This is a genomic window from Blastococcus sp. CT_GayMR16 (genome assembly GCF_004570875.1).
Lineage (GTDB): Bacteria > Actinomycetota > Actinomycetes > Mycobacteriales > Geodermatophilaceae > Blastococcus_B.
Genome location: NZ_SPQK01000021.1, coordinates 68,769 through 86,220 on the forward strand (window position 1 = coordinate 68,769; position 17,452 = coordinate 86,220).

General features: G+C 73.2%; 16 protein-coding genes. 5 read left to right on the forward strand and 11 right to left on the reverse strand.

All coding sequences use genetic code 11. From position 1 onward, the window contains the following. Positions 1–96: 96 nt before the first annotated feature. Positions 97–1,506: a lysine 2,3-aminomutase gene (locus E4P38_RS19085; RefSeq protein ID WP_135133537.1), complete on the forward strand. Its 1,410-nt coding sequence runs from the start codon at positions 97–99 to the stop codon at positions 1,504–1,506. A gap of 12 nt (positions 1,507–1,518) precedes the next feature. Here the strand turns inward: E4P38_RS19085 and E4P38_RS19090 are convergent, their stop codons facing one another. Continuing rightward, positions 1,519–3,471, reverse strand: coding sequence for a glycosyltransferase family 2 protein (locus E4P38_RS19090; protein ID WP_245161153.1), 1,953 nt, complete (start codon positions 3,469–3,471; stop codon positions 1,519–1,521). 139 nt (positions 3,472–3,610) lie between these two features. Here E4P38_RS19090 and E4P38_RS19095 point away from each other — a divergent pair, with 139 nt between their 5' ends. Further along, on the forward strand, positions 3,611–4,690 hold the full coding sequence (locus E4P38_RS19095; RefSeq protein WP_167760624.1) for a glycosyl hydrolase: 1,080 nt from the start codon (positions 3,611–3,613) through the stop codon (positions 4,688–4,690). Positions 4,691–4,740: 50 nt separating this feature from the next. After that, positions 4,741–5,268, forward strand: coding sequence for a GNAT family N-acetyltransferase (locus E4P38_RS19100; protein ID WP_245161154.1), 528 nt, complete (start codon positions 4,741–4,743; stop codon positions 5,266–5,268). Between the two features lie 7 nt (positions 5,269–5,275). Here E4P38_RS19100 and E4P38_RS19105 read toward each other — a convergent pair whose 3' ends face one another. Beyond that, positions 5,276–6,133 (reverse strand): lysophospholipid acyltransferase family protein, encoded by an 858-nt coding sequence (locus tag E4P38_RS19105; RefSeq protein ID WP_135133540.1) that lies wholly within the window; start codon positions 6,131–6,133, stop codon positions 5,276–5,278. A gap of 10 nt (positions 6,134–6,143) precedes the next feature. Next, entirely contained in the window at positions 6,144–7,316 is a 1,173-nt protein-coding gene (locus tag E4P38_RS19110) for a glutamate--cysteine ligase (RefSeq protein WP_245161155.1), read from the reverse strand. Positions 7,317–7,598: 282 nt separating this feature from the next. On the opposite strand from E4P38_RS19110, the gene E4P38_RS19115 reads away from it, so the two are divergent. Next, on the forward strand, positions 7,599–8,444 hold the full coding sequence (locus E4P38_RS19115; protein ID WP_135133542.1) for a hypothetical protein: 846 nt from the start codon (positions 7,599–7,601) through the stop codon (positions 8,442–8,444). Positions 8,445–8,451: 7 nt separating this feature from the next. Here E4P38_RS19115 and E4P38_RS19120 read toward each other — a convergent pair whose 3' ends face one another. The 4 genes from E4P38_RS19120 to E4P38_RS19135 are packed head-to-tail and all read right to left on the reverse strand — an operon-like array spanning position 8,452 to position 11,674. Continuing rightward, on the reverse strand, positions 8,452–9,579 hold the full coding sequence (locus tag E4P38_RS19120) for an Rv2578c family radical SAM protein (protein ID WP_135133544.1): 1,128 nt from the start codon (positions 9,577–9,579) through the stop codon (positions 8,452–8,454). 35 nt (positions 9,580–9,614) lie between these two features. Further along, the gene (locus tag E4P38_RS19125) at positions 9,615–10,079 is read right to left on the reverse strand and encodes a nitroreductase/quinone reductase family protein (protein ID WP_135133545.1); all 465 of its coding nucleotides are present in this window, start codon (positions 10,077–10,079) and stop codon (positions 9,615–9,617) included. 19 nt (positions 10,080–10,098) lie between these two features. After that, on the reverse strand, positions 10,099–10,584 hold the full coding sequence (locus E4P38_RS19130; protein WP_135133546.1) for an Lrp/AsnC family transcriptional regulator: 486 nt from the start codon (positions 10,582–10,584) through the stop codon (positions 10,099–10,101). Then, a complete protein-coding gene (locus E4P38_RS19135) occupies positions 10,559–11,674 on the reverse strand; it encodes a Xaa-Pro peptidase family protein (RefSeq protein ID WP_135133547.1) in 1,116 nt (371 codons plus the stop codon). Before E4P38_RS19135 ends, E4P38_RS19130 begins: the two co-directional genes overlap by 26 nt. A 192-nt stretch (positions 11,675–11,866) precedes the next feature. Between E4P38_RS19135 and E4P38_RS19140 the strand changes: the two genes are divergently transcribed. Then, on the forward strand, positions 11,867–12,784 hold the full coding sequence (locus E4P38_RS19140) for a 5'-3' exonuclease (protein WP_135133569.1): 918 nt from the start codon (positions 11,867–11,869) through the stop codon (positions 12,782–12,784). 6 nt (positions 12,785–12,790) lie between these two features. Here the strand turns inward: E4P38_RS19140 and E4P38_RS23025 are convergent, their stop codons facing one another. The 4 genes from E4P38_RS23025 to E4P38_RS19155 all read right to left on the reverse strand — a co-directional run. Further along, positions 12,791–13,510 (reverse strand): DUF4333 domain-containing protein, encoded by a 720-nt coding sequence (locus tag E4P38_RS23025; protein ID WP_167760627.1) that lies wholly within the window; start codon positions 13,508–13,510, stop codon positions 12,791–12,793. A gap of 103 nt (positions 13,511–13,613) precedes the next feature. Next, positions 13,614–16,460, reverse strand: a complete 2,847-nt coding sequence (locus E4P38_RS19150) for a DEAD/DEAH box helicase (RefSeq protein WP_135133549.1) — start codon at positions 16,458–16,460, stop codon at positions 13,614–13,616. A gap of 49 nt (positions 16,461–16,509) precedes the next feature. Then, a complete protein-coding gene (locus E4P38_RS23030; RefSeq protein ID WP_167760628.1) occupies positions 16,510–16,683 on the reverse strand; it encodes a hypothetical protein in 174 nt (57 codons plus the stop codon). A gap of 52 nt (positions 16,684–16,735) precedes the next feature. Then, a partial coding sequence (locus E4P38_RS19155; RefSeq protein ID WP_135133550.1) for a diacylglycerol kinase family protein occupies positions 16,736–17,452 on the reverse strand: 717 nt, incomplete at its 5' end.

Here is a 17,452-nt window from a genome sequence, read left to right on the forward strand (position 1 = left end):
AGAACCTATCGCGTCGGACGTGTTCTGCCGAAGATTCTCCCGTAAGCTCACCCGTGTTGCGGAGACCCGCTGCACCGGTCCAGGAAAGGCGGCACCGTGCTCGAACAGCCGTATGAGTACTCGGCGCGCGAACTCGTCGAGCCCGACTGGCGGCGGCTGCCCGGATTCGCCGACGTGACCGACGAGCAGTGGCGCAGCGCCCAGTGGCAGCGCGTCAACTGCGTGAAGAACCTCCGCCAGCTCCGGGGCGTCTACGGCGACCTGCTCGACGAGGCCTTCTACGCCGACGTCGAGGCCGACCAGGCCGGCCGCGCCACGATGTCGCTGCTCCTCCCGCCGCAGATGCTCAACACCATGGTGCCCGGTCAGGTGCCGACGACGGCCGCGATGCTGGCCGACCCGGTGCGCCGCTACATGCTCCCCGTGGCGTCCGACCGGCTGGACGGCGCGGCCGCCAGCCACCCCTACGCCGCGCGCGACTCGCTGCACGAGCACGAGATGTGGGCCGTGGAGGGGCTGACGCACCGCTACCCCACCAAGGTGCTGGCCGAGCTGCTCTCGACCTGCCCCCAGTACTGCGGCCACTGCACGCGCATGGACCTGGTGGGCAACTCGACGCCCGCCGTCCCGAAGCTGAAGTTCGAGCTCAAGCCGGTCGACCGGCAGGGCCTCATGCTCGAGTACCTGCGGGCCACGCCGGGTGTCCGCGACGTCGTCGTCTCCGGTGGCGACGTCGCCAACCTGCCGTTCAAGAACCTCGAGGCGTTCGTGGCCGGCCTGCTGGAGATCGAGTCGGTCCGCGACATCCGGCTGGCGACCAAGGCTCTGATGGGCATGCCGCAGCACTGGCTGCAGGACGACGTCGTCGAGGGCATGACCCGGCTGGCGACGACGGCCCGCGCCCGCGGGGTCTCCCTCGCCGTCCACACGCACGTGAACTCGGCCCAGTCGGTGACCCCGCTGGTCGCCGAGGCGGCACAGGCGATGCTGGCGGCCGGGGTGCGCGACGTCCGCAACCAGGGCGTGCTGCTCAAGGGTGTCAACGACTCGGCCGGGCAGCTGCTCGACCTCTGCTTCGCGCTGCTCGACGGCGCCGGCGTCACGCCCTACTACTTCTACATGTGCGACATGATCCCCAGCGCCGAGCACTGGCGGGTCTCGCTGGCCCAGGCCCAGACGCTGCAGCACGACATCATGGGCTACCTGCCCGGCTTCGCGACGCCGCGGATCGTGTGCGACGTCCCCTATGTCGGCAAGCGCTGGGTGCACCAGGTCGCGGAGTACGACCGCGAGCGCGGCATCAGCTACTGGACGAAGAACTACCGCACCGGCATCGAGCGCACCGACGAGGCCGCGCTGGACCGCCGGTACACCTACTACGACCCGATCGCGACGCTGCCGGCGAGCGGGCAGGCGTGGTGGGCCGACCGGGAGCACGACCCCGTCGCGGCCGAGGTGCGGGCGGCGAGTTCACGGGCCGCGTCCGCCGCCGACCTGCTGGCCTGAGCCGACCAGGGGTCAGGCAGCCACGGCCTCGCGGACCGGCATGGCCGTCGAGGGGAACATCCCGGCGACGAGCTGCTGCGGGCTGATGAGCCCCTCCGCGACGGCGAGGTCGCCGAGCCGCATCCAGCCCTCGTCGCGGGTGGCCTGCAGGTCCAGCAGCTGCTGCAGCTGGGCGTGCGTGAGCGCGCCGCGGGCCACGAGCAGCTCCCCCAGCCGGCGGGTCGGCAACACCGGGCGAATGCGTGCCGACCGCACCGGCAGCAGCTCCACCACGCGGCCGAGACTGACGTGCGCGAGCGGCACGAGGCAGATGAGCGCGGTGAACCCCGCCCAGGCGTAGAGCGCCGGGTAGTGGTGGCCTAAGGCCTCTCCGGTGAGCATGGACCCGCCCGCCACAGCCGCCCAGAGCAGGTGGGGCCGGAACGTGCGCCAGCTGTCGCGGGTGGCCGCGCTCCCCTTCGCCGTGACGACGTAGGACAGGGGCCGCCCGGCCAGCTGCGCGGCAGCCGCGGCGACGTACACCGGGGCCGTGACCAGGTCCAGGAGCATGCCGGCGAGGCCCCAGGAGCGGCGCTCGTGCTCGACCAGGTTGAAGCGGCGCATGCAGAAGGCGAAGAGCAGCCCGAGGAACAGGTTGGCGACGAACAGCACCCCCCACTCCAGGACCGGCAGGTGGGTGACGGACACCCCGCCGACGAGGTACAGCATCGACAGGACGACGCCGCCTACCCAGGCCACCGCGGTGGTCGGGTAGTGCGTCTGGAGGGCGAAGAACGACCGCCGCTGCTGGGCGGTCCGCATCTCCGGGAACACCCACGGCGAGTGCTGCCGGGCGATCTGCCAGATGCCGTACGCCCAGCGCTTCTGCTGGCTGAAGAAGTCCGAGTAGGTGGCCGGGCCCTCCCCCACCGCGACGATGTCGGGTGTGTAGACGCCCTTCCAGTTGCCGCCGGTCTCCTCGTTGACCGACGCGAACACGACCATCGAGGTGAGGTGGTCCTCGATGATCGAGTCCTGGTAGCCGCCGATCTGCCGGAACGCGGTCGGGCGGTACAGGTGGTTGGTGCCGATGAGCAGCGGTGCGTCGTGGCCGTTCCCGCCGCGCTGGATGATGCCGTGGAAGAGGTAGGCCAGCTCCGCCGCGCCGCGCGCGACGAAGGACTCGGTCAGGTTCCCGTAGACCTGCGGGGCGACGACAAACGCGACGTCACGGTCGGCGAAGTAGCCGAGCGTCCGCTCCAGGAAGTTCGGGAACGGGATGTGGTCGGGGTCCATCTGGGCGACCACGTCGTACTCGAGCTCGTGCTCGACCCGCCAGCTGTTGTGGTTGCCGTGCTTGGTGCGGGCGCGGAACGCACCGCTGGGCTGGTTCCACTCCGGGCGCCCCTTGCGGCTGAAGTGCCGGACACCGAGTTCCTGGCAGCGCCGCCGCACCTCCGGGTCGTCCCCCTCGTCGAGCAGCCACACGTCGAGGACGCCGTCGTGCCGGATGCGCCGCATCGCGCGCAGCGTCGCCATCACCAGCTCGACCGGTTCCTTGCCCGGCACGATCGTGGTCAGGACCGCCACCCGCAGCCCCGGCTGGGGGCGCATGGGGATCGGGTCCCGCGCCTGGCCGGCGTGGTAGGTGACCGTCCAGGTGCGGACGGCGGCGATCAGCTGCAGCACCACCATCACGACCAGGCCGGCGACGGTGACGGCGTCGATCAGCAGTCCCGCCTGCAGCCGCGGCAGGTTGGTCGGGACGAGCAGGTAACCGGTGAGGGCCAGCGCGACCGCGACATGGAGCCAGCCGAGCGCCAGCACGCCGCGGCGCTGGGAGGGGGTGAGCGCATCGCGGTAACTCACCCGGTCGCTGCTCGGCTGGAGGGGCCCGGTGACCTCGGTGGCCGTCCGGCCGTAGAGCCGACCGTCCTGGCGACGCTCCGGCACGTGCCTCGGCATGGCTGGTGCGGCGCTGCTCACCCGTCCAGCCTGTGCTCCCGCCGGGGCAGCGGCCAGGATTCCGGGGTTCCTGGTACCCGAAAGGGGGCTATCCCCCGGACGGGGGTACGCGTCCCCCGTTTCGGCTCACGTCTGCCCTGGTCGGTGCCGATGGGCCAACGTGACCCTGCCTTCCAGTCGGACCCGCAGACCCCGCCGCAGGTACCGACTCCTCGCGGGGGCAACGACCGCCCTGACCGCGCTGGTCACCTACATCGTGGTCGCCTCCGGTGCGGTGTACGACCAGTCCGAGGCGGCCCCCGGGTCTCCGGCGACCTCCTCCGTCGCCCCGTCGGCGACGCCCACGGTCCCCGTCGTCCCGCAGGTCGTCCGTACGCCGACACTGGGACTGTCCACCCCGACGCTGGCCGACCTGGACCGCTTCATCGAGGTCACGGGCACGACGCCCGAGGTCTTCGACGTCTTCGAGGCGTGGAGCCGCGGCCGTCCGCTCGACCGGACCGTCGCCGATGCGGTGGCGGCGCGTGGGAGCCGGCTGTCGATCACGTGGGAGCCCTGGGACGTCGACGTGGACCGCGCGCAGCAACCGACGTATTCGCTTGCCTCCATCATCGACGGCCGGCACGACGCCTACATCGACATGTTCGCCGCATCCATCGCCGAGTACGGGCACCCGGTGACCATGCGCCTGATGCACGAGATGAACGGCAACTGGTATCCGTGGGGCAGCGGCGTGAACGGCAACCGCATCGACGAGTTCGCCCTCGCCTGGCAGCACGTGCACGACCGGTTCGCCGCGCTCGGGGTGACCGACGTCGAGTGGCTGTGGGCGCCGAACGCGGTCTACGCCGGTGCCCAGCAGCTGGCGCCGCTGTATCCCGGTGACGACTACGTCGACGCCGTCGGAGTGAGCAACTACAACTGGGGCGACGACCACCGCGACGGCTGGGACACCGACTGGATGACCTTCGGCGCCCTGTTCGACGAGTCCTTCGCCGAGCTCCGGGCGATCACCTCGCGCCCGATGTGGGTCACCGAGGTCGCCAGCTCCAACAGCGGTGGTGACAAGGCCGCGTGGCTGGCCGCCATGCTGGCAGAGGTCGCGGCCCGCCCCGAGATCGCCGGCGTGGTCTGGTTCGACCAGGTGGACAAGGCCCGGGACGTCGACTGGCGCATCGAGACCGAGTCCGCCGCCGCAGCGGCGTGGGCGCAGGGTTTCCTCGCCCGGCCCGCCGCCTGAGCACCCGTCCACACGTGTCCCGGGGCCGCCCCCGCGGGTAGGCACCAGCCGTGGTGGGAGGCGGTGCGGGGCTGCGGACCGAGCGGTTGCTGCTGCGTCCGTGGACGACGTCGCCGGCGGACGTCGCCCGGCTGGCCGACATCTACAGCCGCGAGGAAGTGACCCGCTGGCTCGGTGGCGCCCCGTCGCTCGCGCCCGAGGAGATCGTCGCCCGCTGGGCCGCCGTCCACGACCTGGACCGGCGGTTCGGCTGCCGGGCGATCGAGCTGGCGGACGGCTCGGTGGCCGGGACCGTGCTGTTCAAGCCCCTGCCGAACGGCGTCGGCGAGGTGGAGGTCGGCTGGCACCTGCACCCGGACTCGTGGGGCCACGGCTACGCGACCGAGTCCGCCGCCGCGGTGATCGCGCGCGGGTTCCAGGCGGGCCTGCCGGAGGTCTACGCCGTCGTCCGGCCGGGCAACGAGGCCTCCCTGGCCGTCTGCCGGCGGCTCGGCATGGCGCCGCTGGGACGGTTCCGGCGGTGGTACGACGTCGAACTCGAGGCGTTCCGGCTGACGGCGCCGGCCGTCGTCGAGTGAACGGCGGTCAGGACCGGCCGACGAGTGCCTTCAGGCGGGCGATCGGCGTCGCCTTCCGGGAGGTGGCGGCCTTTCCGGCGGCGCGGATCGCGTCGTCGGCCGCTGCGATCTCGGGCGTGGGTGCGGTGCCGCCCAGGTGCGCAGGCAGCCACCACCGGTCCTCGGGGCCCGCCGGCTGCTGCGGATAGGTGCGCTGGGCCTCGTCGAGGAGTTCCTCCATGGCGGCGCGGGTGCGGCGCAACAGCGACTGCGCCTTCTCCCCCGGCTCGGCGACGATCGGCTCGCCGAGGATGACGGTGACCGCCACCCCGCGACGCAGGTCCACCTTGCCCTTGGTGGCCACGCGATGACCGCCCCACACGGCGGCCGGGATGATCGGGACGCCCGACTGGACGGCCATCCGGGCGGCGCCGGCCTTGAGGTCCTTCACCATGAAGCTGCTGCTGATGGTCGCCTCGGGGAAGACGCCGACGACGTCGCCGTCCTTCAGTGCCCGGACGGCGGACTCGAAGGCGGCGGCGCCGGCCTTCCGGTCGACGGGGATGTGCTGCATGGCGCGCATGAAGCGGCCGGCGAACCAGTGGTCGAAGACGGACGACTTGGCCATGAACCGCACCAGCCGGTGCTGCGGCAGCGCACCGAGGCCCAGGAACGTGAAGTCGAAGTAGCTGACGTGGTTGCTGCAGATGATCGCGCCGCCGCTGGTGGGCACGTGCTCGGAGCCGCGGACGTCGAAGCGGAAGCGGAACAGCCGGAAGATGACGAGGGCGACGCGGATGATGAACCGGTAGGGCCGGTCCCGGCGGGAGGGGCTCGCGCCGAACAGATCGCGACGGACGACGTCTCGCCAGCTCGCGGTGTACATGCGGCGGAATCTAGTCGGTGCGGCTGGGGACCGCCTGGGCAGCGTCCTCGGGCTCACCGGCGGTCACGGCGACGGCGGCGCGGACGACGGCAGTGAGATCGCCGCCGGTCCTCCGGTGCACCCGGCGCTGCAGGTCCGCCCCCGTGCCGCGGCGCAGCAGCTCTCCCACGCCCTCGGACACGCGATGCTCGTCTCCGGCGTCGGTGAGCGCCGGCCGGACGTGCTCGAGGAGAGCGGCCAGGACCTCGGCGGCCGGCGCCGGTGTGCCGCTGCGGGGATCGATGAGGTCCCCGGTCAGCCCGGATCTCCCGGCCCGCCAGGCGGCGACCCGCAGGACCTCCGCGCGCACCTGGGGCGGCGCGATGCCGGTCTCGGCCTCCCGGGCGGCGGTCTCCACCAGCCCGCGGACGAGTCCGGCGAGGGTGACGGCGTCCTCGACGCGAAGGAGCACGTCGGCGGTCCGGACCTCGACGGTGGGCCACTTCTCCGACAGGCGGGCGTCGAAATAGATCATTCCGGTGTCGAGGACGGTCCCGGTGGCCAGGACGGCGTCGATCAGCCGGTGGTAGTCGGCGGCGTCCGTGAAGGGCTCGTTGGGGCCGGCCGACGGCCAGCGGTGCCAGGCCTGGGACCGGTAGCTGGCGTACCCGGTGTCGGTGCCCTGCCAGAACGGCGAGTTGGCGGTCAGGGCGGTGAGCACCGGCAGCCACACCCGGATCCGGTTGAGGACGGCGACGCCCTCCTCGTCGTCCTCAACGCCCACGTGGACGTGGCAGCCGCAGGTCAGCATCTCCTGGGCGGTGAGGCCGAACGCGTCGAGCATCTGGGCGTACCGCTCCCCCTCCGTCGCGACCGGCTCGACGGGGACGGGTGAGGTGGCCAGGGCGGCGACGCGGCCGCCGACCGCTGCGGCGGCGGCGTCTGCCCGGCTGCGCCAGAACCGGAGCTCGGACTCGACCTCGGCGAGCGTGTGGCAGACCGGGGTCCCCAGCTCGAGCTGCTGGGCCTTGAGCTCGGGGACGAGATGGGCGGCAGAGGCCTCGTTCCCGTCGTCGTCGTTGCTGTCGTGTTCCTCGGCGGTCTCGCCCTCTCCTCGTCGCGCGGCGATCTCGAGGGCGTCGGGTCCCAGCGGGACCGGCCGGCCCGTGGGGTCGACCACCAGGAGTTCTTCCTCGACGCCCACGGTTCGCACCCGCTCATGATTGCCAGCCCGCTTCGCCGCCGCTGAGCGGACTGTGCCGACCCACCCCATCGGGTCAGCACAGTTGCACAACCGTTATCCCCAACAGCGATACGGGTATTGCCCGGGACCGGTGGTCCCGCTGCTCCCCCTGGTCCCGTGCCGACGACCCCGCCGGATCCCGCGATTGCTGCGATGCCGCCCGGAGGGCGGCGGAAGGCGTCTACGGCAGGTGCCCACAAGTGAAACCCTTACTTTTGTTGGGGATAACGGTACTGTTCTGGCATGCGAGGTGGGTGGCAGCAGCCGCTGCCCGACATGCCGGTCCCTCCCCCGGCCCGCGCCTGGCACCGGCTGGACGCTCCGCCCGGGTACGACGCCCAGTGGCGGCGCCTCGCCGAGGCCGCCCTGGAGCTGGGCCTGGGCCCGGAGCAACTGGGCGAGACCGGACTGGATCCCCTGGCCGCCGCCCGCGGCTGGAAGCCGGCCACCGTCGCGCTGTACACGAAGGTCGCCCGCTACGGCGGCATCGCGCTGCCCCGCGTGGCCACGCCGGAACCCGACCCGCCCGAGCTCGACCTGCGTCCCCTCACCCAGATCCGCAGCGAGGACCCGGAGCACCTGCGGACGGTCGCGTGGTGCGCGCTCGCGCTGGCGTGGCCTGCCCCGGTCGGCGCGTTCCGGTCCCTGCGCCGCGACCAGGTGCGCGCCACCGCGCGCCGGCTGCTCGTCACCACCGACGACGGCGAGTGGTCGGTGCCCGGGGCCCTGACCGCCTGGCACGCCTGGGAGACCGTCCGCGGCCGTTTCCCGGCTCTGGCGGACAGTCCGTGGGTGCTGCCGGCGCTGCGCCGTGGGCCGGGCCTGGACTCGCACATCGGCGGCCGACTGTCCAACCAGGCCCTGCAGGCCACGTTCACCAAGCACGCCGTCCGGACCGCCCAGCACCTGCGGGCGACCGCCGCCCCCTCGAGGCAGGACTGGGCGGAGGCGCTGGCTCTGGAGTACCGGGATCTCTCCTACGACTCCTACCGGCGGCTGGCCCTGGCGGCGGGTGCGCCACCCGTTTCGTCACGGGGCGTGGTGCGGGCCGCCCGCGCGCACACGCGTTCCGCCCGGCTCGCGGGCTGAGGCGGCGTCAGAGCAACGACAGCTGCTCGGCCACCTCCGCGGACGGTGGACCGTGTTGATCGGGGCCGGGCTCGCCCTTGGGTCGGACACCGGGGAGGCCACCGGTCGGCAGGCTGCCGGCCGGGAAGCCCACCTCCTCGTCGCCGGGCACGCCGGTCGCTATCTGGCGGGCCGCGCCCCCCTTCTGCCGGTCGAGCCCGTGCGCGCCCAGCAGTGGGGCGACCCGCTGGGAGAGCCAGGTCCGGTACTCGGCGGGCACATAGGCGCGGCGCGCGTAGAGCTGCTCGTAGCGCGGCACGAGGTCGGGGTGGGCGCGGCCCAGCCAGGCCATGAACCACTGCCGGGCACCCGGGCGCAGGTGCAGCGGGATGACCGTGAGGCCGGTCGCCCCCGCGGCTGCGACGGCGCCGATGGCCGCGTCCAGTTCCTCGACGCCGTCCGTGAGGCCCGGCAGGACCGGCGCCATGAACACACCGCACGTCAGGCCGGCGTCGGTGATCGCGCGGACGAGGTCGAGGCGGGCCCGCGGCGTGGGAACGCCCGGTTCCAGAGCCGCGTGCAGCTCGTCGTCCCAGATCGCCATCGAGACCCCGAGTCCGACCGGAACCCTGCGTACCGCCTCCGCGAGGAGCGGGAGGTCCCGGCGCAGGAGGGTGCCTTTCGTCAGGATGGAGAACGGCGTTCCTGACTCCGCCAGCGCGTCGATGACACCCGGCATCAGCCGGTAGCGGCCCTCCGCCCGCTGGTACGGGTCGGTGTTCGTGCCGAGGGCGACGTGCTCCCGCTTCCAGGACGGGCGGCGCAGTTCTTTCCGGAGCACGTCGACGAGGTTGGTCTTGACGACGATCTGGCTGTCGAAGTCGTGGCCCGCGTCCAGCTCGAGCCATTCATGCGTACTTCGGGCGTAGCAGTAGAGGCAGGCATGAGAGCAGCCGCGAAAAGGATTGATCGTCCACGGGAATGGCATCGCCGATTCACCGGGAACGTGGTTGAGCGCGCTCTTCGCCCGCACCTCGTGGAAGGTCAGCCCGGGGAACTCCGGCACCTGGACGCTGCGCAGCAGGCCGCGGATGCTCGGCATGCCGGGCAGCGTCGTGGGGTCCTCGAGGTCGAGGCGCTGCGCGTCCCATCGCATGCCCTATGCGAACACATGTTCGAACCGATGTCCAGTCATGTCCGTCCCGCAAGGTCGGCGCGGACCAACGTCACCGTGCGCACAGCGTCCGGCGGAATGCGCTCATCGGCTGCCGGCAGCCCGAGGGCGGCGGCCGCCCGCGGCACGGCCCGCATGTAGGCGGCGAGCGCGCTGGCGGCCCGCTCCGGCTCCGCGTCGCCGGCGACGACCACGGCGCGGGCTCGAACGTGCTTTCCTGCCAGCCAGAGGTCGACATCCGCGGGCTGCCGGAGGTTGTGCCACCAGGTCTTGCGGTCGGCCTGCCCCACGAGGACCCAGACCGTGTCGCCGTCCCGGGCGTACTGGACGACCAGTTCGCGCGGACGGCCGGTGACGGTGCCGGTGTACCGCACCACCATGAGGCCGCGGCCGAGGCGCGCGCCGGCGGACGTCCGCAGCAGCCGGCGCAGCACCGGGTTGGCGAACCGGTTCGTGAGCCAGAAGCCGCTGCTGGTCGCCATGCGCCCGACCGTAGTGGCCTCAGATCGGCGGGCGGTCCTCGTAGAAGGTGGACAGCACGACGGTCGTCCGGGTCGTGACGTTCGCCGCGGCCCGGATGTCCTGCAGCAGGTGCTCCAGTGCGTCCGGCGAGGCCACCCGCACCTTGAGGATGTAGCTCTCCACGCCCGCGACGGAGTGGCAGGCCTCGATGGCCGCCAGGTGCGCCAGCCGCGCCGGGGCGTCGTCGGGCTGGGCGACGTCGATCGGCGTGATCGAGACGAACGCGGTCAGCGGCAGGTCGAGCGCCTTGGCGTCCAGCGTGGCGTGGTAGCCGGTGATCAGGCCGCGCTGTTCCAGCCGCCGCACGCGCTGGTGCACGGCCGAGACCGACAGTCCGACCCGTTCGGCCAGGTCGGTGTAGCTGGCCCGGCCGTCCCGCGCGAGAGCGGCCAGCAGGGCCCGGTCGACGTCGACGGCCGGCGGGCCGCCGACCGCCGGCTCACCCGGGGAGTTCGACGAGTTCACGAGGACCGCCGTTCAGGTTGCGGACGCCGTCGTCGGTGCAGACCACGATGTCCTCGATCCGGGCACCGCACCGGCCGGCCAGGTAGATGCCCGGCTCCACCGAGAAAGCCATCCCCGGCTCCAGGGGCAGCTCGTTGCCCGCGACGATGTAGGGCGCCTCGTGGGTGTCCAGGCCGATGCCGTGCCCGGTGCGGTGGATGAAGTACTCCCCCCAGCCGGCGTCGTCGATCACCCGACGGGCCGCGGCGTCGACGTCCTCCGCCGTCACCCCGGGCCGCACCGATGCGGTCGACGCCGCCTGGGCGGCCTGCAGGACGGCGTACCACTCGGCCACGTCGGCGGGGGCCGAACCGCCGACCAGGTAGGTGCGGGTGCAGTCCGAGCGGTAGCCGGTGGCCGTCTCCCCGCCGATGTCGACAACGACGAGGTCGCCGGCCTGCACCGTGCGACCCGACAGCTCGTGGTGCGGGCTGGCGCCGTTGGGGCCCGACCCGACGATCGTGAAGTCGACGCCGGTGTGCCCCTCCTCGATGATCGCCGCGGCGATGTCGGCGCCCACCTCGGCCTCGGTGCGCCCGACGCGCAGCCACTCGGCCATGCGGGCGTGCACGCGGTCGATGGCCGCGCCCGCGGTGGCGAGCTCCTCGATCTCGGCTCCGGACTTCACCATCCGGAGCCGGTCGATGACCGGGCTGGCGATCTCCAGCTCCGACCCGGGCAGCGCCCGCTGGACGCCGAGGGCGTGCTCGGCCCAGGACCGCGCCCCGACGGCGACCCGGCTGGGCGCCGAGCCGAGTCGAGCGGTGGCCGTCCGCGCGAGCAGCGCGAACGCGTCGTCGGTCTCGTCCCAGGCGAGCAGTTCCAAGCCGAGACCCCCCGCCGGGCTCGCGTCCACCATCGGGGCCTCCAGCCGCGGGACGACGAGGAAGGGCTCACCGCGCGCCGGGACCGCCAGCGCCGTCAGCCGTTCCATGGCGTGCGCGGAGTAGCCCGAGAGGTAACGGAGGTCCGATCCCGGGGTGAGCACGAGCAGGTCGATCCCGGCCTCGGCGGCGAACTCCCGGGCCGCGTGCACGCGGTCGATCGTCACGAGCGGACTGGAAGCGGCCGGAGATGTCGCGGTTCCCACCTGCGCAGACTAGCCAGGGAGGACGCCGATCTCCGTAATCGTTGCCCGACCGCTACCGTCCGCGGTCGTGAGCGAGCTTGCGAGATCACGCAAAAGCACAGCACGTCTCGGCACGAGACCGACGAGCGCCAGCGAGGAGGACTCGTGACGACGATGCTGCTGGACGCCGCCAGTCTGTACTTCCGGGCCTTCTACGGCGTCCCCACCAGCGTCACCACGCCCGACGGCCGGCCGATCAACGCCGTCCGAGGCTTCCTGGACATGACCGCGCGGCTGCTCACGACGCACGGTCCCGACCGCCTGGTGGCCTGCTGGGACGACGACTGGCGACCGGCCTTCCGCGTCGACGCGCTGCCCACGTACAAGGCGCACCGCGTGGCGCCGGAGGGCGGCGAGGAGGTGCCCGACGAGCTGAGCCCGCAGGTGCCAGTGCTGATCGAGGTGCTGGCCGCAGCCGGCATCGATCGCGTCGGCGCCCCTGGCTACGAGGCCGACGACGTCATCGGCACGCTCGCCACCCGCGCCCGCCGGCCCGTCGACGTCGTCACCGGCGACCGGGACCTCTTCCAGCTCGTGGACGACGCCCGCGGCGTGCGGATCCTCTACACCGCCCGCGGCATCGGCGACATCGAGATGATCGACGAGGCGGCGGTGGCCGCCAAGTACGGCATCCCCGGCCGCGCCTACGCCGACTTCGCCGTCCTCCGGGGGGACCCGAGCGACGGGCTGCCCGGTGTCGCCGGGGTCGGGGCGAAGACGGCGGCGGCGCTGATCAACGAGTTCGGCGACCTGGCCGGCATCCGGGCCGCCGTGGCGCGCACCGTCGTCCCGAGGCCGCCGCTGACCGCGGCCGTGCTCAAGAAGATGCACGCCGCGGCGTCCTACCTGGACGCCGCACCCGTGGTGGTCGCGGTCGCGAAGACCATCGACCTCCCGCCGATCGAAGGCACGCTCCCCCGGGCACCGGCCGATCCGGCTGCCCTCGCGGGCCTCGCGACCGCCCACGGCCTGGAGTCCTCGCTCAGGCGGCTGGGCGCGGCCCTGGGGTGGCCGGAGGACGCACTCGGCTGAGCCGGCTCAGGGCTCGGTCCAGGTGTAGGCGGCGGTGTCCTCGTCGGCGATGGCGATCTGGAGGGTGACCGACTCGCCGTCGGCCGTGGTGCCGCTGCACTCGTAGGTGGCGTTCGCGTCCACCGCCATCTCCTCGGCGCAGTCCAGCTCGACCGCGACGCCCTCGCGCTCCTGGAACTGGGCGGCGACGTCCCGCTCCACCGCGGCCGGGTCCAGCACCGTGGACTGCAGCGACAGCACCAGGACGACGACGCCGGCGATCACCAGCAGCGCGATCCCCGTGACCAGGGCGATGAGGCCGATCTTGGACTTCTGCTGCGGGCCTCCGGCCGGCTGGCCGTACTGCCGGCCCGGGATCCCGTACGGGGGTGCGCCGTACTGCTGCTGGGGCTGGCCGTACCCGGGCTGTCCGTAGGCCGGCGACGCGGGCGGGCCGAACTGGGGCGAGGGCGCCGGCTGCGGCTGGCCGTAGGGCTGCGGCTGCCCGTACGCCGGCGGCTGGCCGTACGGCGGCGGCTGCGGCGGGCTGTACGGCAGGCTCTGGCCGTACTGGGGGGCCTGGACGTGCGGCGTCATCGGCTGTCCGTACGCCGGCGTCGGCGTGGTCGGCCCGACCGTCGGTGCGGGCTGCGTGGGATACCGGTCGGGATCCATCCGCGACGCGCCGGCCGGCTCGTCCGGCACACCCGTGCCCTGATCGTCGCTGCCCTGCGGCGGGTTGGTCATTGGTCGCTCCCCGGTCCGGCGTGGCTGACCCCGCGACGACCGGTCACGGGGCGTCGGAATTGTGCCCTACCGGACCCGCCTCCGGAGCGCCGCGAATCGCAGGTCAGCCACCGATCGCGACCGCGACCACTCCACGCCGCAGCCGGCCCACCGCGGCCCGGGCCACGCCGGCCACCGGGTCCTCGGCGACCTTGGCGACCTGGTCCAGGAGGTCGATGAGCTGGCGCGTCCAGCGGACGAAGTCGCCCCCGGAGAGCTCGGTGCCCGCCTGGTCCGCCCCGGCCAGGACGCGGTCCAGGGACTGGCCGTCGGCCCATCGGTAGGCGGCCCAGGCGAACCCGAGGTCCAGGTCGCGGGTGACCCGCACCCCGTGGTCGGCCTCGACGTCGTGCAGCCGGAGCCGGATGCGGCGCATCTCGCCGATCGCCGCCGTGACCTTGCCGGCCGGCACCGCGGGCAGCGCCGGGTTGTCCCGCCGGGCCTCGAAGACCACCGCGGACGCCGCCGCGGCCAGCTCCGTCGCGGTGAGCCCGCGCCAGGCCCCCTCGCGGAGGCACTCGGCGACCAGCAGGTCGGCCTCCGACCAGATCCGGGACAGCCGCCGACCGTCGTCGGTCACGACCGGCAGGTCGTCGACCGCCCCGACGACCGCGGTGTCGGCGGGCACCAGCGGGATCACCTCCGGGACGAGGTAGCCCAGCTCCTCCAGGACGTCGCAGGTCGCGTCGAACTGGCGGGTGAGCGAACCCGTCCGCTCGGTCATCTTGCGCTGCAGCCCGTCGGCCTCCCGCACCGCGCGCAGCCACCGCTCGGCCACCCGGACACGCTCGTCGCGGTCGGGCAGCTCGTGCACCGGATGGGAGCGCAGCGCGCGGCGCAGGTCGTCGAGCACCGGGTCGTCGGCGGCGGCGGAGCGGTGCTTGACCTTGCGCGCGCCCAGGTCGTTCTCGACGCGGGCGTTGCGCAGGGTGGCGGCGAGGTCGCGGCGGGCGTGCGGGCTGCGGTGGTTGAAGTTCTTGGGCACCCGGACCCGCGCGAGCGCGCTGACCGGGGTCGGGAAGTCGATCGGGCCCAGCCGGCCGGCCCACTTGTCCTCGGTGAGGACCAGCGGCCGCGGATCGGCCAGGTCGGTGATGCCGGCGTCCAGGACGACGGCCAGCCCCTGGCGGCGGCCCGACGGCACGCGGATGACGTCGCCCGGCCGGAGCGCCTCCAGCGCCTCGGCCGCCTCGATGCGCCGCTTGGCCTGCGAGTCCCGGGAGAGGTCCTTCTCCCGGTCACTGATCTGCCGGCGCAGGTCGGCGTACTGCCCGACGTCCCCATGGTCGGAGTGCATCTCGGCGGCGAAGCGCTCGGCCTCCTGCTCGTGCCGGGCCGCGGCCCGCGCCAGCCCGACGACGGAGCGGTCGGCCTGGAACTGGGCGAACGAGGAGGCGAGCAGCTCGCGGGCCCGGGCCCGGCCGAAGGAGCTGACCAGGTTGACCGCCATGTTGTAGCTCGGGCGGAACGAGGACTTCAGCGGGAAGGTGCGGGTGCTCGCGAGCCCGGCCACCACGGCAGGGTCGACGCCGGGCGCCCACACCACGACCGCGTGCCCCTCCACGTCGATGCCGCGGCGGCCGGCCCGGCCGGTGAGCTGGGTGTACTCCCCCGGCGTGACGTCGACGTGCGCCTCGCCGTTCCACTTGACCAGCCGCTCCAGGACGACGCTGCGCGCGGGCATGTTGATGCCGAGGGCGAGGGTCTCGGTGGCGAACACCGCCTTCACCAGGCCGCGGACGAAGCACTCCTCGACGGTCTCCTTGAAAGCCGGGACCAGGCCCGCGTGGTGGGCGGCGAGGCCGGCGAGCATGCCCTCCCGCCACTCCCAGAAGCCCAGGACGTGGAGGTCCTCCTCCGGCAGCGACCCGGTCCGCCGGTCGATGATCTCGGCGATCTCGGCCCGCTCGGCCTCGTCGGTCAGGCGCAGCCCGGCCAGCAGGCACTGACGCACCGCGGCGTCGCAGCCGTTGCGGCTGAACACGAACGTGATGGCCGGCAGCAGGCCCGCGTTGTCGAGGCGGGTGACGACGTCGGAGCGCGCCGGGGCGCGGTACCGGGGTCGGTGGGAGTCGTCGCGGCGCGTGCTGCGGGGTCCCCCGCCGTGCCAGGAGTCGATCCGCCGCTCGTGCTCGCGGACGAAGCGCACCAGTTCGGGGTCGACGACCGAGGCGCCGCGCTCGCGGGTGGACATGCTGCGGGCGGTGTCCCCCAGCTCGCCGGCATGGGCGGCCGGCCGCAGCGAGAACAGGTCGAACACCCGGTTGCCGACCAGCATGTGCTGCCAGAGCGGGACCGGCCGGACCTCGCTGACGACGACCTTCGTGTGGCCGCGCACGGTGACCAGCCAGTCGCCGAACTCCTCGGCGTTGCTGACGGTCGCCGACAGGGAGACGAGGGTGACCCACTGCGGGAGGTGGATGATCACCTCTTCCCAGACCGCGCCGCGGAAGCGGTCGGCGAGGTAGTGCACCTCGTCCATGACCACGTAGCCGAGGCCGTCGATCGCCGGTGAGTCGGCGTAGAGCATGTTGCGCAGGACCTCGGTGGTCATCACGACCACGGGGGCGTCGCCGTTGACGGCGTTGTCACCGGTCAGAAGCCCGACCTTCTTCGCCCCGTACCGCTCCACCAGGTCGGCGTACTTCTGGTTGCTGAGCGCCTTGATCGGCGTCGTGTAGAACGCCTTGCGCCCCTCGGCGAGGGCCTTGTGGATCGCGAACTCGCCGACGACGGTCTTGCCGGCGCCGGTGGGCGCGCAGACCAGGACGCCCGAACCACCCTCGAGCGCCTCGCACGCCTCGACCTGGAACGGATCGAGGGAGAACCCGAGGTCGGCGGTGAAGTCCGAGAGCGCGGGATGAGCGGTCCGCCGCCGCGCAGCCGCGTACCGCTCAGCGGGGCTGGACATGCCTCCACAGTAAGGACCTTGCCTGGGAACGGCTCGGGTCGCCGGACGGTCAGGCGGAGATGCGGGGGTCCTCGCCGTCCATCTGCGCGGAATCCAGCTTGGCGATCACCCGCCTGATCTCCCCGACGGTCTCGGCCTCGTCGTGACCGAAGGCCGACAGATACGCCCGCAGCGCGTGCCGGGCTGTCTCCAGCTCGGCCTCCGTGACATGGATCACGTACATGCCCCCGATTCTAGGGCGTCGACCGGCACTCCGAGGCTCCGCGAGCCGCGGCTCAGACCCGGCCGCTGCCGACCACGGTCAGCGCACCCGGCACGCAGTCGGCGACCGCGGGCAGCGGGGCGACCGGCTCGCCGTCGGCGTAGGTGGTGACGCCGGGGCTCTCCAGCTCCACGCGGGCGGCGCGGTGGACGCTGACCATCGGGTGCTCGACGTGCGTGCCGGCCGTCAGCCGCGGCTTGGTGCGCATCAGCTCGAGCCGGCTCGTGGCCCCCACGACGGTGACGTCGAAGAGCCCGTCGGCGGGGTCGGCGCCCGGGCAGACCATCATCCCGCCGCCGTACCAGGGGGTGTTGCCGACGGCGACCATCGTGATCGGCAGGGTCTGCGCCTCGCCGTCCAGGACGATGGTCAGCTCGCGGGGCCGGAGGCGGGCCAGTTCGGCGAGGACGGCGACGTCGTAGCGGCGGCGCCCCTTCGGCCAGCGCAGCCGGTTGGCCCGGTCGGAGACGGCGGAGTCGAAGCCGCAGCAGAGCACGGTGGCCCACCAGCGTTCGCCGGTCCGTCCCGCGTCGATGGTTCGCGACCTGCCCGCGGCGAGGTCCTCGGCGGCCGCGCGGGCCGCCGCGACGGCGTCGACCGGGATGCCCAGGGCGCGCACGAGGTCGTTGCCGGTGCCGGCCGGGACGACGGCCAGAGGCGTCGACGTGCCCGCGACCGCCTGGAGCGCGGCGTGCACCGTCCCGTCCCCGCCGACGGCGACGACCGCGCC